The organism is Thermomonas sp., from assembly GCF_023953935.1.
GTDB lineage: Bacteria > Pseudomonadota > Gammaproteobacteria > Xanthomonadales > Xanthomonadaceae > Thermomonas.
This window is the reverse complement of the sequence record NZ_JAMLIW010000003.1, coordinates 242,448-257,805: the sequence shown is the minus strand read 5'-3', so window position 1 is coordinate 257,805 and position 15,358 is coordinate 242,448. Positions and strand designations below refer to the sequence as shown.

Below are 15,358 nucleotides of genomic sequence, written 5' to 3'. Positions count from 1 at the left end.
CCTTGGCGGCGATAATGGCGGAATGGAAGGACGTCACGATGACGACATGATAGCGGCCGCGCAGCGCTGGCGCGCGCGCGATCTCGCGGTGCTGTGGCATCCGTGCACGCAGATGCGCGAGCACGGCGTCGGCTTGCCGGCGACGGGCCAGGACAGCGCCGCGCTGCCACTGCTGTCGGTGGCGCGCGGGGAAGGCGCGTGGCTGATCGGCCACGACGGTCGCCGCGTGCTGGACGCGGTGAGCAGCTGGTGGACCAATCTGCACGGCCACGCCGAGCCGCGGATCGCCGCCGCCATCGCCCGCCAGGCGCAGACGCTTGAACAGGTCATCCTCGCCGGCTGTTCGCACCCGCCGGCGGTGGAACTGGCCGAACGCCTGCTCGCTGTCGCGCCCCGGCAAGCCGGGCGCGCCCCGCTGGCCAAGGTGTTCTATGCCGACAACGGCTCCTCCGGGGTCGAGGTCGCGCTGAAGATGGCCTTCCACTGGTTCCACAACCGCGGCGATCGCGGTCGCACCCGCTTCGTCGCCCTGCGCGGCAGCTACCACGGTGAGACCATCGGCGCCTTGGCGGTCGGCGACCTGCCCCTGTACCGGCGCGTGTATGCCCCACTGCTGCCCGAGGCGCTGTTTGCACCCTCGCCCGACGCTTTCGGCAGCCGCGATTCCGCCAGCGCCGAGCAATGCGCCCACGCCGCCGCCGATGCGCTGGAACAGCTGTTCCAGGCGCATGCCGGGGAGATCTGTGCCTTCATCCTCGAACCGCTGGTGCAATGCGCGGGCGGCATGCGCATGCACCCTCCGGCCTATCTGCGGCGCGCGCGTGAGCTGTGCGATGCGCACGGCATCTTCCTGATCGCCGACGAGATCGCGGTCGGCTTCGGCCGCACCGGCACCCTGTTTGCCTGCGAACAAGGCGGCATCCAGCCCGACCTGCTGTGCCTGTCGAAGGGCCTGACCGGTGGCTTCCTGCCGCTGTGCGCGGTGCTGGCGACACAGGCGATCTACGACGGCTTCCTCGACGATTCGCGCGAGCGCGCCTTCCTGCATTCGCACAGCTACAGCGGCAATCCGCTGGCCTGCGCGGCGGCACTGGCGTCGCTGCGCATCTTCGATACCGATGGCGTGCTCGAGCGCAACCACGGTACCGCTGTGCGCATGGCGGAACTGGCCGCACCGCTGACCGCGCACCCGCGGGTGGCGGAAGTGCGCCAGACCGGGATGATTCTGGCCATCGAGCTGCATCCGGAGCCGGACAACCGCGAGGACGGCCATGCGGTGGAAATCTCCGGCTCCCGTGGCCTGCGCATGTACCGCGCCGCGCTGGAGCATGGCGTATTGCTGCGCCCGCTGGGCGACGTGCTGTACTGGCTGCCGCCCTACTGCGTCGATGCTGCGCAGCTGGAGCAGCTGGCACAGGCGACGCGCGCGGCGCTCACGGCGGCGGCGTCATGACGCGCCATCGTTTCGATTCCACTTTGCGTGCAGGGGCCTGCCGATGCGACTGACTCGCTGCCATCTCGACCAGCCGCTGGCCGTCGGCACGACGGCGGTGTTGCCCGAGGCCATCGCCCAGCACCTGTTGCGCGTGCTGCGCCTGCGCGAAGGCGATGCCTGCGTACTGTTCAATGGCGATGGGCATGACTGCGATGCCCGCATCGTCGCTGTCGGCAAGCGCGAGGCGCGGGTCGAGATCACCGCGCGTCGCCTGATCGAAAACGAATCCCCGCTGCGAATCACCCTGCTGCAGGGCATCGCGCGCGGCGAGAAGATGGACTGGATCGTGCAGAAGGCGACCGAATTGGGCGTGGCGCGGATCCTGCCAGTGCTCAGCGAACGCAGCGAAGTCCGCCTCAATGGCGAGCGTGCCGAACGCCGGCTGGCGCATTGGCGCGAGGTCGCGGTCTCGGCCTGCGAGCAAAGCGAGCGCGCGCTGCTGCCGGAGCTGGCGCCACCGCAACCGCTGGCACAGGCCGCGGGATTGCGCGACGGTCCCGGCTTCGTCCTCGATCCGTTGGCGGAAGGCTCTGCCCGCAGCGTCGCGGCGTCGCTGCAACGGGCGTGCACGCTGGCGATCGGGCCCGAAGGCGGGTGGTCACCGCGCGACCTGGAGCAACTGCGCGCCGCCGGTTTCGGCGGTCTGCGGCTGGGTCCGCGCGTGCTGCGCACGGAAACCGCTGGAATCGCGGCGATCGCGGTACTGCAAGCGCTGGCAGGGGATCTGGGTTAGAGCCGCGCCGCGTCTGCGATCAAGCAACCTGTCAGGCGACCAGTTCCAGCGCTTCGCGCAGGCTGGTTTCCAGGTCTTCGAGGTCCGGGACGAACGCATTGTCTTCGTTCAGCCGCACCCGTGACAGCACGCCTTCGGGCAATTCCTCGCCGCTTTCATCGAGCCGCGTCAGGGCGGTATCGGTCACCGTCACCAAGCGCGGGAAGCCCTGGGTCAGCACCGCGAAGTACGGGTGCTTGGTATCGCCGCCCAAGGCTTTGAGCACGATCACCTTGCTGCCCAGCCCGCCCTGTTCTTCGGCAATGCCGGAGAAGCGCGAGAACGCGATCAGCGGCAGCGCCCAGCCGCGCCAGCGAATGCGGCCGAGCAGCCAATCGGGCGCACCCGCAATCGGATCCGGCGGCGCGTAGGACAACACTTCGGCAATCGCCGCGTTGGGCAGCAGCAGGCGCGCGCCAGCCACCTGGATCAACACGCCGCGGATGATGTGGGCAAGATCGGCCATGGGAGTCCTCAGGGTGACCAGCGTTCCAGGAGTTGACGCGCCATGATGGTCAGGCTGCGCGAATCACCACCGCGCGCGACCAGCGCCTGGGTGGCGGTTGAATCAAAGCAGTTTTCCGGGGCCTGGCCCAGCGCCAGACCGCCGGCCAGTGACAGCGTCAGCGCCACGTCTACCATCGCCGGATCGGCGCCGCTGAGCAGGAGCATCGCGCTGTCACTCTGGCGCAGAGCGGCAAAGCGCGGCTCGCCGTTGGCCGCGGCGAAAACCAGCCCGGCTTCCCCGGTCTCCACGTCCACGCCATCCGGAAGGACGTGCACCGTGCCGTGCTGTGGCACATCGCCTGGCTGGACCAGCACAACCGGCAGCGGGGTCGCCCGCTGCATTTGCCGCACCAGGCGATCGTACTGCGCGCCTTCGATGCGCTGTCGCAACAGCAACGCCCGCGGGAACCCGGCCGGCAGCGCGCCCAGCAGCTGGCGCACCGCATCGGGCCCGCCCACGCCCGCCACGATCACGACGCACCCGTCGGCAAGCTTGGGGGCATGTCGCGACGGCATCGGTTCGCTGGGCAGCGTTGCCACCGCCAGCGTCAACGCCTGCATCTCGGCCTCGAACCCGCCGTCTCCCGCAGCACTGCCCACCGGCTCGGGCAGCACGTTGCCACTGCCGGACAGCTTGGCCTTCAGATGCCGCGCCCAGCGGGCTTCCTCCCAACCGGTGCGCTTGGCGGCAACCTCGGCATCATCAAACAGCACTTCCAGCGTCGGATCCGCGAACAGGTCATCGAACTTGCCCAGTGCCGCCTCGGTGGCCGCATCCAGCACGACCAGCAGCGCCTCGGGCGCACTGGCGCGAACGTCGGCCTCGGCCACCGACGCCGGGTCAAGTGTGGCCAGCAACTCGGCGCCGGACTGCCGGACCGCCGTGACGGTCCGGTCACAGGCGGCGCCGGCTTTCGCCAGCACGACCACCTTCCGGCCTGTCATTGCAGGCTACCGTCGCCCACGCGCTCCAGCTTGAGCAGCTCGAACACGTTGCGCATCAGCTCGGCTTCCTGGTAAGGCTTGCCGAGATAGCGTTCGACGCCGATATCGATCGCGCGCTGGCGATGCTTGTCGCCGGTGCGCGAGGTGATCATGATGATCGGCACGTTGCGAAGGCGCGGATCGGCCTTCATCGCCGTGGCCAGCTCGTAGCCGTCCATGCGCGGCATTTCGATGTCCAGCAGCATCAGATCCGGCACGATATCGATCAAGTGCTCCAGCGCATCGAGGCCGTCCTTCGCCGTCGCCACCTCGAAGCCGTGGCGTTCCAGCACGCGGCCGCTGACCTTGCGCATCGTCACCGAGTCGTCGACCACCATGACCAGCGGCACCTTGCGCTGCTCTTCGGCCGGCGCTTCCTCGACCGGAACCTCCAGGTGCGCCATCGAAACGTAGCGGCGCACCATCGGCGCGATGTCGAGAATGACGACCACGCGGCCGTCACCCATGATGGTCGCACCGAACACGCCGGGCAGCGAAGCCAGCTGCGGGCCGCCGTCCTTGACCACGATTTCGCGGCTGCCAACCACCTGGTCGATCGCCACCGCCGCGCGCAACTCGCCGGAGCCGATCAGCAGCAGCGGCATCTGGATCTGGCCTTCGGCCTTCGCCGTCGGTGCACCGACCAGCGCGCCGAGATCGTGCAGGGCGTAATCCTCGCCGCCATAACGGTACACCGCATCCGGCTTGGCCAGATCCTCGCGCGGGATGCGGCCGACGCCGCGCACCGAGGCGATCGGCACCGCGTATTCGGTCTCGCCGATCTTGACGAACACCGCCTGCGTCACCGCCAGCGTCTGCGGCAGGCGCAGCACGAAGTTGGTGCCCTCGCCCGGCTTGGACTGGATCTCGATCGAACCGCCGAGCTGGCGGACTTCGCTCGCCACCACGTCCATGCCGACGCCGCGGCCGGCGAGGCGACTGACCGACTCGGCGGTCGAGAAGCCCGGCTCGAAGATCATCCGATCGAGCTCGGCGTCGGTCATGACCGCGTCGGCCTGGATCAGGCTGCGCTCGGTCGCCCGCTTGCGGATGGCATCGCGGTTGAGGCCGGCGCCATCGTCGCCGACCTCCAGCACCACTTCCGATCCCTCGTTGCGGACCGCGATCCGAATCGCGCCTTCCAGCGACTTGCCGGCCTGGGCGCGCCGATCGGGCGCTTCCAGCCCGTGCGCCACGGCGTTGCGCAGCATGTGCTCCAGCGGCGCGGTCATACGCTCCAGCACGCTGCGATCGAGTTCGCCCTGCGCCCCGTCGACCTTGAGCACCGCCTGCTTGCCGGTCTCGCCCGCGGCCTGGCGCACCACCCGACGCAGACGCGGCAGCAAGGAGTCCAGCGGCAGCATGCGCGTGCGCATGAGGCCTTCCTGCAGGTCCGAGCTCACCCGCGACTGCTGCGTCAGCAGTGTCTCGTACTGGCGGGTGAGGTCGTCCATCGAATCATGCAGGCTCTGCAAGTCGGCGGCCGATTCGGCCAGACCGCGCGAGAGCTGCTGCAGGGTGCTGAAACGGTCCAGTTCCAGCGGATCGAAGGATTCATCCCCGGTCTCGCCCTGGCGCTGGTAGCGCGCCATGATCTGCGCTTCGGTCTCGGAATCGAGGCGGCGCAGCTGGTCGCGCAGGCGGATGTTGGTGCGTTCCATTTCCTGCGCGGTGGCGCGGAACGCGGCAAGCTGCTGTTCGAGGCGCGCGCGGTAGATCGCGACTTCGCCGGCGTAATTCACCAGCCGGTCGAGCAGGTCGGCGCGGATGCGGACCTGTTCCTGCGGCGCGCGCACGGCGGCATCGTCGTCGCCGGCAAACGCCCGCTCGTCGATCGGTGCCGACAGCGGCTTGAGGGCGGCAACCTTGGCCGGCGCAGGGACTTCCGCAGCCCGGGGCGTCGCTTCCTCTGCCGTTGAATCGGCGCTTGCCGGGGCCGCGTCGGCCTGGGCCGGGGCCGCATCGCTGCCGGCCTCGGCCGCCTGTGTCGCGTCCACTTCCGGCGGCTCGACCGCCTCCGGCTGGCGGGCAGGCTGCGGCTCGGCCGCCGCAGGCGCTTCGTAGGCCCGGTTTTCGGAACGGGCGACGAATTCCTCGATCAGCATGGCCGGCAAGCCGACCGCACGTCGCGCCGTCACCCGGGTCACCATGTCGCGCAGGCGATCGAAGCCGCGCTCCAGCAGACGCACGCCATCGTCCCCGAGCTCGGCGCGCTGGACCGCCACGGCTTCCAGCAGCGACTCCATGGCATGGCCCAGTTCGCCAACCGTCATCATGCCGGCCATGCGCGCGCCACCCTTGAAGGTGTGCAGGTCGCGTTGCAAGCCCACGATCAGCTCATTGTCGTCCGGGGCATCGCGCAACTGCGCCAGCAGGCCGTCGGAATGATCGAGCAGATCGTTGCCTTCTTCGACGAAGATATCGATCAATTCGACGTCGAGATCGCTGGTATCGAGCGGCGCGTCCGGGTCTTCGGCCGCGGTCGCGGTTGCCAGCAACGATGCCAGCGCGGCATCTTCGCGCGCCTTGGCGGCAGCGGCCGCCTCGGCCGCACGCCGTTCGGCTTCGCGCCGGTCCGCTTCCCTGCGCTCGGCCGCAATCCGCTCGGCCTCGGCTTTTTCCGCGGCCGCGCGGGCCGCAGCGATGCGTTCGACTTCCTGGCGCTCGGCCTCCAGACGTGCCGCTTCCTGCGCCGCCGCCTGTTCGGCCGCCACGCGCTCGGCCTCGGCCTGTTCCGCTGCCACGCGTTCGGCTTCGGCTTGCTCGGCTGCCACGCGCTCGGCCTCGGCCTGTTCCGCTGCCACGCGTTCGGCTTCGGCCTGCTCGGCTGCAACGCGCTCGGCTTCGGCCTGTTCCGCTGCCACGCGTTCGGCTTCGGCTTGCTCGGCCGCAACGCGCTCGGCTTCGAGGCGGGCCGCCTCTTCCGCCGCCGCCTGCTCCGCCGCGACGCGCTCGGCCTCTTCTGCCTCCGCTGCGGCCTGTTCCGCCGCCACGCGTTCGGCTTCGGCCTGCTCGGCCGCCACGCGCTCGGCTTCCGCCCGTTCCGCTTCCGCCCGTTCCGCTTCGGACTGTTCAGCAGCGAGTCGCTCGGCCTCGGCCTGTTCGGTCGCAACGCGCTCGGCTTCGGCCTGTTCGGCTGCGACGCGTTCGGCTTCGGCCTGTTCGGCCGCGACGCGCTCGGCTTCCGCCTGCTCCGCCGCGGCACGTTCGGCTTCGGCCTGTTCAGCCGCGACGCGCTCGGCTTCGGCCTGTTCGGCCGCGACGCGTTCGGCTTCCAGGCGCGCCGCCTCTTCCGCTGCCGCCTGCTCCGCCGCCAGGCGCTCGGCCTCTTCTGCCTCCGCTTCGGCCTCGCGCAGCGCTTCGGCTGCGGCATGGTCGATGAACGGCACACTGGGCTCCGGCAGCGTATCGCGCAGGGCCGCCATGCGCCCGGCCAGAGCGGCATACAGCGGCACCCGATCGGGCGTGTTTTGCAACGCCGCCGTGGACGCGCGCACCGCATCGGCCATCTCGCCGATGGTTGCGATGCCATCCGCATCCGGGGTCTGGCGCGCCGCGATGAGCCGGCGCACGTAGCCCTCGGCCGGCGCCGTGAACTCGGTGACGGACGGCACTTCGGTCATCGCGAAGGCACCGTTCAGGGTGTGGATGGCGCGCACCAACCCATCGGTAGGCTGGGCATTGCCACTGCGGGCAGCTGCCAGCCAGGCATCGATGGTCTCGAGGTGGCCGCCGACTTCCGAGCCCAGAATTTCGAGCAGAACCGGATCGACTGCCACGGCTGCGGTCTCGGCTTCCGCCGCCGCCGGCGGTTCGGAAACCGGCTCGACCGCCGCTTCCGGCACGGCTTCTGCCGCCACCGGCGCCGCCGCCTGCAGCAACACGTCTTCGCCCGCCGCCAAACGATCGGCCACGGACTCGAAAGTGGGGATATCCACGTCGAACCCGGGCTCGCCGCGCAGCGCCGCATGCAGCTTGGGCAGCACGCCGTTGACCTCACCGACGAAGGCCACGACCGCATAGCTGGCCGGGCGAGTGCCGTCGAGCACGCGGTTGAGCATGTTCTCGACGTGCCAGCTGAACTCGCCCAGCACCTTGGCACCCACCAGGCGCCCGCTGCCTTTGAGGGTGTGGAACACGCGCCGGATCGGGCGCAGCAGCTCGACATCGTCCGGCTGCAGCCGCCACGGTGGCAGCAGCTGGTCGAGGTTGGCGAGCTCTTCCTGGAACTCCTCGACGAAGATTTCGCGGATTTCGTCGTCGATTTCCTCGCCCGCGGTGATGAATCCGGCATCCAGGCCGGAACCGCCCTGCGCAAGTGCGACGGTGGCCGCTGCGGCCTCCGGCGCGCCGGCTTCCTCGTCCTCCTCGACGCTCGCCTGGGCGGTCGCCGCAGCGGCGGCTTCGCCGGCCGACACCTCGACCGTCGTCCCGACGCTCGCCTCGACGCTCGCCTCGACTTCTGGCGCCGCCTCCACTTCGGGCAAGGCCTCCGGCTCGGGGATGGGCCAGTAGCTCAGCGCCTCCAGGCTGGAACGCGCCTTTCCGAGCAGATCGGTGCGGGTGTCGCGCGGGTCGCGCAGCGATTCCAGGAAATACTCCATGCTCGACAGGGCGTCGGCGAGGGTATCGAGCTGGACACCGTCGGGCACGCGTTTTCTGGCGATCAGTTCACGTTCGGAATAGGCCCGCAGTGCATCCAGATACCCCGCCGGTTCCGGCAGTTCGAGGATGCGCATCGCGCCGCTGACCTCGGTCAGCATGTCCGGGACCTTCTTCAGTGCGGCATGGTCCCAATTGGTCTCGATGAACGCGACGAACGCCCCGCGCACTTCGGCAAAGTTGGCCGCTGCGGCGCGCGACAGCACGCCCATGACCTTGCGCGATTCCTGCGCCAGCTGGTCTTCCTCGGCGCCGCCCGAGCTGCCGCTGCCGATGTCGGCCACCTGGTCATCCAGGGAATGTTCGATGGTGATCAGCGCGCCGGCGACCTCGATCAGGTCAGCCTCGCTCGAGGGCCGTGCGCCGGTGGCAATGTCCTGCACGATCTGGCGCTGGGCATGCACGGTGGTCCGCGCACCGTCCAGGCCGATCATGCCCAAGGTGTCGCCGATCCGGTCCAGTGCCTCGGCCTGCGGGATCAGGTCACCGACATTTTCCCGGGTGCCGCGCAGGAACAGGTCCAACGCATCCTTGACCCGCAGCAGGTCTTCCTTGATCGCCGCCGACACCGTGTCGAGCAGGGCGCGGTTGCGCCCGGCCAGGCTGCCGCGGGCGTGTTCGAGTTCGGCTTCGGTCGGTGCAACCACCAGCGCGGGCAGATCTTCCTGCGCCATCGGCTCGGCGCCGCGCGCGGCGCGCAGCTCGTTGATCAACGGCAGCAGCACGATCGGGATGTCGCGGTGACCGCCCTGCAGGCGCTCCAGATAATCCGGCAGCTGCACCATGCCGCGCATCAGCGCCGCCAGCGCTTCGTCGCGCTGCTGCACGGCACCGCCGAGCAGGGCCACCGCCACTTGCTCCATTTCCCCGGCAACCAGCGTCGGCGCCTGCAATTCCAGCATCTGCAGGGTGCCAGCCACCTGGTGCAGGCCGCTGATGCAGGAATTCATCGACGAGGCGTCATCCGGCGCATCGGCGAATGTTTCCAGGTCGATCCGCGTCTGCCGCAGGGTCTCGTCGATTTCCGGCTTCACCCAGCCGAGCGCGGTTTGGTCGATGGCGTCCCGCAGTGCCGTCGTCATGTCGAGGCTCCGTTAGGACCCCGCGCCGCGGGGATGGCCTGGCGAGTGCTGTTCATTCCGTTTCCTCTGTGCACTCCGGATCAGGCAGGCAGCTTGAAGTCGGCGACCGAACGCCGCAGGTCGGACGCGAGCTGGGCCAGGTTTCCGATCGATTCGGCGGTCTGGCTGGCGCCCTGCGAGGTCTGCGCGGTAATGGCCTGAATCGTGTTCATGGCCTGGGTGATGTTGGAGGCCGCCGAGGACTGCTCCTGCGCCGCCACCGAGATGCCTTCAATCAACCCGGACAAGTCGGAGGACACCTTTTCGATCTCGCCCAGCGCGGTACCCGCGTCTTCGGCGAGGCGCGCACCCGCGACCACTTCCGAGGTCGTCTGCTCCATCGAGCTGACCGCTTCGTTGGTATCGGCCTGAATGGTCTGCACCAGCGATTCGATTCGCTTGGTCGCGTTGGAGGAACGTTCCGCGAGGCGCTGCACTTCGTCCGCCACCACCGCGAACCCGCGGCCCGCTTCACCGGCCGAGGCCGCCTGGATGGCCGCGTTCAGCGCGAGGATGTTGGTCTGCTCGGAAATGTCGTTGATCAGTTCCACGATCGAGCCGATTTCCTGCGAGGACTCGCCGAGGCGCTTGATGCGCTTCGAGGTTTCCTGGATCTGGTCGCGGATGCTGTCCATGCCGGCGATGGTTTGACGCACCACGCCGGCACCATTGGTCGCGATCTGCACCGAGCGCCGCGCCACCTCGGCGGAGTCGGCGGAGTTGCGCGACACCTGGTTGATGCTGGCCGCGATTTCGTTGATGCGGTCGGTGGCGGAGTTGATTTCCTGCGCCTGGTGCTCGGCCGCGTCGGCCAGGTGCATGGCGGTGGCCTGGGTTTCCTGCGCGTTCGACGCCACCTGCACCGAGGTGTCATTGATCGTGGTCACCAGGGTACGCAGCTGTTCGACCGCGAAGTTGATCGAGTCCGCGATCGCGCCGGTCATGTCCTCGGTCACGGTCGCCTTCACGGTGAGGTCGCCTTCCGCGAGCGAACCCATTTCGTCCAGCAGGCGCATGATCGCCTCCTGGTTGCGGTCATTCAGTTCCTTGGTGGTCTGGTAGCGGACGCGCTGCGCGCGGCCCAGGGCCCAGAGCAGGCCGACGATCGAGAACAGCGCCACCACGCCGGACAGGATGCTGACCCAGACGCCGCCGATGATGCTGGTGTCCTTCAGCGAGCCGAACGAGGTGAAGGCCGCGAACAGGCTCTCGCTGTCCGAAAGCAGCTTGTCGGAGCCACTGCCGAGCGCCGCCGCCGAGGTTTGCGCGCCGATCAGCTTGCCGGAGTCGCTGACGATCGCGTCCAGGTCCTTCTTCATGCCCACCCACATCGCGGCGGCCTGGTTGAGCGGCGCCAGCGCGCCGGCTGCGGTCACCTTGGCGATGTCGCCACCGCCCTCGCGCAGGGCGCTGAGCTGACGCTCGAACACCGCCGCGTCGCGGCCAAGCGCATCGGCCGCCACCTGCGCGCCTTCGCCACCGGCGCGCAGTTCGGCGATGCGGCGGGCCATCGAAGCCGAGGTCACCACCTGGTTCAGCGCGGTGAACAGCTGCGCCGAGGTCGCACCGCCGGACGCCAGTCCGCGCACCGCCTCGCTGAGCTGGGCCTGCAGCTGCGGCACCTTGGAGGTGAAGCTGTCGGCGTGGCCGGCCAGCGCCAGCACCGCCGACTGCGAGGCCTGCACTTCGTCGGCGCGCTTGGCCAGCGGCGCCCAGGTCGCGGACACGCTGCGGATCGGCCCGGCAACGCCGGCGGTATCACCGAAGCGATCGTTCAGGGACTTGATGTCCTCGTCGATTTCCGCCCGGGTCGCCTTGAAGGCATCGAAGGCCTGCGCATTGCCGTCGATGGCCTCACGGCTCTGGTTGGCCATGCGCTGCGAGTTCAGCTGCAGCCGTGATGCCGAGGTACTGGCACCGCCCAGGCGCGAAGCCTTGGTCGTGGCGTACAGGGTATTGCCCGCAAATACGACCAGCGAACCGATCAGCATCCAGATCCAGAAGTTGGTGCTGAGATTGCGGCCCTTGCCGGCGGCAGTATCCATCATCGTGCTCATGTTGAAACCTCGGCTTGCAGTGAAGTCCGCGGATTAGGCGGCGGCTTGGCGGAATTCAGGGGTTCGGGCGAGACGGCTGAGGCTGAACACGCCCCAATCGAAATCACCGTATCGGTAGGCGCGCTCGACGAAATGCGCATAGCGGCCATCGGCAATCACGGCGGCATCGACGCCCTGGGCATCGATGAAACTGCGCTGCCCGTAGAGTTCGTCGATGGTGACGGCAACGTCGCCGCCAGGCTGGTGGACCACCAGCACCCGCTGCTTTTCCTGCAGCACGGTGCGCTCGCCCTCGAGGAACTGCTTGAGGTCGACCACCGGCAGCAGGGTGCCGCGGATGTTGGCCACGCCCAGCATCCACGGCATGGATCCGGGGATATGGGTGACGACCGGCATCGGCAGGATTTCCAGCACCTCATCGAACCCGGACGCCAGCCGGCGGGACCCGATGCGGTAGGCCACGCCGCGCCAGAGCCCGGGCGCATCGAGCTGTTCGGGCAGGCCGGCCACGTGCGCCAGGCTGCGCTGCTCGTAGTCGGCCAATACCAGGAACGGTGAGCGCTGGTCGCGCGGGCGGGCCCGGCGCGGCCGCGGTGCCGGCACTTCGACTGGCTCCGCCAGACCGGCATCAGCCGCGCCGGCGTCAAGCTCGGCCACGGTTTCTGCTTCGTCGGCGGCCGGCTCCGATTGCGAGTCGCTGTCGGCAGCGGCCGCCGCGACTTCCTCGGCGGCCGCGACGACGGCCTCGGACGCATCGCTTCCCTCGGCAACGGCGTCGGCTTCGGCGCTGACTTCCGCTTCCGCCACCGCACCCGAGTCTGCTTCGGTGTCCACGGGCGCATCGGCAGCGGAAGCGGCAACCTGCCCAGCCTTGTCCGCGGGGGCTGCCGCCGGCTTGCCTTTCTGCTTCTGCTTCTGCTTGCCGCGCTTGGCCATGCGTCAGTGTCCGATCAGTGCATTGATGCGCGCGATCAGGTCACTCTCGCGCGGTGGTTTGACGATGTAATCCTTCGCCCCCTGGCGCATCCCCCAGACCCGGTCGGTGTCCAGGCCCTTGGTGCTCACGATGAGAACGGGAATGTGCTTGGTCTCGGCATCGCGGGACAGCAGGCGGGTGGCCTGGAAACCGTTCATGCCCGGCAGGATCACGTCCATCAGGACCAGATCCGGCTTGCCGCGCCGACAGGCTTCGATGCCGTCCTCGGCGCTGCCCGAGGTCGTCACCTGATGGCCGTTGCGTTCGAGCAACTGGACCATCACGGCGGTCTCGGTCGGTGAATCTTCGATCAACAAAATGCGGGCCACGATTGCCTTCCCCTGGTCAGGCGTTCACGTAAGTTCGAATCGCTCCGAGCAGCTCCTCCCGAGTGAACGGCTTGGTGAGATACTGCTCCGACCCGACAATACGGCCTCGCGCCTTGTCGAACAAACCATCTTTCGACGAAAGCATGATCACCGGCACGTTTTTGAAGGTCTGGTTGTTCTTGATCAGCGCACAGGTCTGATAGCCGTCGAGCCTGGGCATCATGATGTCCACGAAAATGATCTGCGGGGTGTGGTCCGCGATCTTGGACAAGGCCTCGAACCCATCGGTCGCGGTGACAACATCGCAACCTTCGCGCGACAACAGGGTCTCCGCCGTGCGCCGGATCGTCCTCGAGTCATCGATGATCATCACCCTCAGACCCTTGAGGCCCGAATCGGAGTCGCCTTGCTGCGCCATGTAGTCCCCTTTGGCGATTGCCTGCCGCAACGCACCGACGCATTGCGGAATACCTATATTCCAGCACGCGCACGGACTGTCAAGCGCCGCATGGCCGAAACCGGCAGCCGGTCGCAGCCTGCTACCATCCCCATCCCCATCCCGGAAGGCCCGTATGCCGCAATCCAGCGCGCTTGACGTCGTGGTGGTGATGGACCCGATCGAATCCATCAAGACCGCCAAGGACTCCACTTTCGCGATGTTGCTGGAGGCGCAACTGCGCGGCCACCGCCTGCACTACGTCCGCCCCGGCGGGCTGGCGGTGCGGGCCGGGCGCGCCGTTGCCAGCGCCGCCGCGCTGACCGTCCGCGACATCCACGGCGACCATTTCAGCCGGGGCGATTGGACCACGCTGGACCTCGGTCCCGGCCAGGTGGTGCTGATGCGCACCGACCCGCCGGTCGATGCCGCCTATCTGCACGACACCCAGATCCTCGGCCTGGCCCAGCGCCAGGGCGCGCGGGTGGTGAACGATCCGCAGGGGCTGCGCGATTTCAATGAAAAGCTGGCGGCGCTGCTGTTCCCGCAGTGCATCCCGCCCACCCTGGTCAGCCGCGATGGCAAGGCGCTCAAGGCCTTCGTGCACGAACTGGGCGAGGCAATCCTGAAGCCGCTGGACGGCATGGGCGGGCGTTCGATCTTCCGCACCCATGCCGGCGACCCCAACCTCAACGTGATCCTGGAAACCCTGACTGAAGGCGGGCGCCAGCTCGCGCTTGCGCAGCGCTACCTGCCCGAGATCGCCGCCGGCGACAAACGCATCCTGCTGGTTGACGGCGAACCGGTGGACTACTGCCTGGCGCGGATCCCGCAGGGAGATGAGTTCCGCGGCAACCTCGCTGCCGGTGGCCGCGGCGAGGGTCGCCCGCTGAGCGACCGCGACCGCTGGATCGCCGCCCAGGTCGGACCGCTGATGCGTGAACGCGGGATGCTGTTCGTCGGCCTGGACGTGATCGGCGACCATCTCACCGAAGTCAACGTCACCAGCCCGACCTGCATCCGTGAACTGGACAAACAGTTCGGCCTGAACATCGCCGGCACCCTGTTCGACCGCATCGAAGCGCTGGTCGGCGGCTGATGGCCAGCACGCCCGCCCCGGTCGTTCCGCCACCGCCGCGCATCGGCGAGGTCGAGCGGATGCGCGCGACCGTGGTGCTGTCGGTGCTGGTGCATGCGATGGTGATCTTCGGCATCGGCTTCACCCTCGAGGACGCGGCGCCGCTGGTGCCCACCCTGGACGTGATCCAGACCCGGGTCCAGACCCCGCTGACGCCAAAGCAGGCGGACTTCCTCGCCCAGGCCAGCAACCAGGGCGGCGGCGAGCACGACAAGAGCAGTCGCCCCAGCGCCCCGCAGGCCGGGCCATTGCCGCAGCCGGAGGACGGACTGGCGCCGCGCCCGCTGCACGTGCAGTCGCCGGCCCCGAGCCCGCCACCGCGCGACCGCATCGTCGCCTCGACGCGCGGCGAGACCGCATTGCCCGAGCCACTGAGCCGCCCCGACGCCGATGCCACCACCGCGCCGCGCGGGCGCGAGAAGATCGATCACGACATCGAAATGGCGCGGCTGGCCGCGGAAATTGAGCTGCGTTCCGAGCAGTATGCGCGCCGTCCCAAACGCAAGTTCGTGTCGGCCAGCACCAAGGAATACGAATGGGCGCAATACCTGCGCGGCTGGGTGAACCGGGTGGAGCGGGTGGGCAACCTGAATTACCCGGACGAGGCGCGCCGTCGCCACATCGGCGGGGTTGTGGTGATCAGCGTCGGAGTGCGCCGCGACGGCAGCGTCGAAAGCATCAAGATCATCCGCTCCAGCCACATCCCCATGCTGGACGAGGCCGCGCAACGGATCGTCCGCCTGTCCGAGCCGTTCGCGCCGCTGCCCAAGACCCGCGAGGACCCCGACATCCTCCACGTCACCCGCACCTGGCAATTCCTGCCGGGCGGCGAGCTGATCGATCGCTGACCTGCGCAGGGCCGAGCTTCCCGGCGCGCTCAG

11 protein-coding genes are annotated in these 15,358 nt (G+C 68.7%); 4 read left to right on the top strand and 7 right to left on the bottom strand.

The features are described 5' to 3' along the window. Positions 1 to 22 precede the first annotated feature (22 nt). Together bioA and M9902_RS05385 are read left to right on the top strand one after the other, a co-directional pair. On the top strand, positions 23 to 1,453 hold the full coding sequence (gene bioA / locus M9902_RS05390) for an adenosylmethionine--8-amino-7-oxononanoate transaminase (RefSeq protein ID WP_297221472.1): 1,431 nt from the start codon (positions 23 to 25) through the stop codon (positions 1,451 to 1,453). Between the two features lie 43 nt (positions 1,454 to 1,496). Beyond that, positions 1,497 to 2,228, top strand: coding sequence for a 16S rRNA (uracil(1498)-N(3))-methyltransferase (locus tag M9902_RS05385; protein WP_297221471.1), 732 nt, complete (start codon positions 1,497 to 1,499; stop codon positions 2,226 to 2,228). Positions 2,229 to 2,259: 31 nt separating this feature from the next. Here the strand turns inward: M9902_RS05385 and M9902_RS05380 are convergent, their stop codons facing one another. The 7 genes from M9902_RS05380 to pilG all read right to left on the bottom strand — a co-directional run bounded on the left by M9902_RS05380 (position 2,260) and on the right by pilG (position 13,321). Beyond that, positions 2,260 to 2,733 carry a chemotaxis protein CheW gene (locus M9902_RS05380; RefSeq protein WP_297170636.1) on the bottom strand — a complete coding sequence of 158 codons (474 nt, stop codon included), beginning with the start codon at positions 2,731 to 2,733 and terminating at the stop codon, positions 2,260 to 2,262. Between the two features lie 8 nt (positions 2,734 to 2,741). Beyond that, positions 2,742 to 3,719 (bottom strand): chemotaxis protein CheB, encoded by a 978-nt coding sequence (locus M9902_RS05375; RefSeq protein WP_297221470.1) that lies wholly within the window; start codon positions 3,717 to 3,719, stop codon positions 2,742 to 2,744. Then, complete coding sequence (locus M9902_RS05370) at positions 3,716 to 9,502, bottom strand: Hpt domain-containing protein (RefSeq protein WP_297221469.1); 5,787 nt, start codon at positions 9,500 to 9,502, stop codon at positions 3,716 to 3,718. The genes M9902_RS05375 and M9902_RS05370 overlap by 4 nt, the downstream gene beginning before the upstream one ends. Before the next feature lie 80 nt (positions 9,503 to 9,582). Next, a complete protein-coding gene (locus M9902_RS05365) occupies positions 9,583 to 11,598 on the bottom strand; it encodes a methyl-accepting chemotaxis protein (RefSeq protein WP_297170630.1) in 2,016 nt (671 codons plus the stop codon). A 33-nt stretch (positions 11,599 to 11,631) separates the two neighbouring features. Then, entirely contained in the window at positions 11,632 to 12,201 is a 570-nt protein-coding gene (locus M9902_RS05360; protein ID WP_297170666.1) for a chemotaxis protein CheW, read from the bottom strand. A gap of 336 nt (positions 12,202 to 12,537) precedes the next feature. Further along, entirely contained in the window at positions 12,538 to 12,903 is a 366-nt protein-coding gene (locus M9902_RS05355; RefSeq protein ID WP_297221468.1) for a response regulator, read from the bottom strand. 16 nt (positions 12,904 to 12,919) lie between these two features. Then, positions 12,920 to 13,321: a twitching motility response regulator PilG gene (pilG, locus tag M9902_RS05350; RefSeq protein WP_297170626.1), complete on the bottom strand. Its 402-nt coding sequence runs from the start codon at positions 13,319 to 13,321 to the stop codon at positions 12,920 to 12,922. Positions 13,322 to 13,475: 154 nt separating this feature from the next. Here pilG and gshB point away from each other — a divergent pair, with 154 nt between their 5' ends. Further along, positions 13,476 to 14,438, top strand: a complete 963-nt coding sequence (gene gshB, locus M9902_RS05345) for a glutathione synthase (protein WP_297221467.1) — start codon at positions 13,476 to 13,478, stop codon at positions 14,436 to 14,438. After that, positions 14,438 to 15,325, top strand: coding sequence for a TonB family protein (locus tag M9902_RS05340; RefSeq protein ID WP_297221466.1), 888 nt, complete (start codon positions 14,438 to 14,440; stop codon positions 15,323 to 15,325). The genes gshB and M9902_RS05340 overlap by 1 nt, the downstream gene beginning before the upstream one ends. Positions 15,326 to 15,358 lie beyond the last annotated feature (33 nt).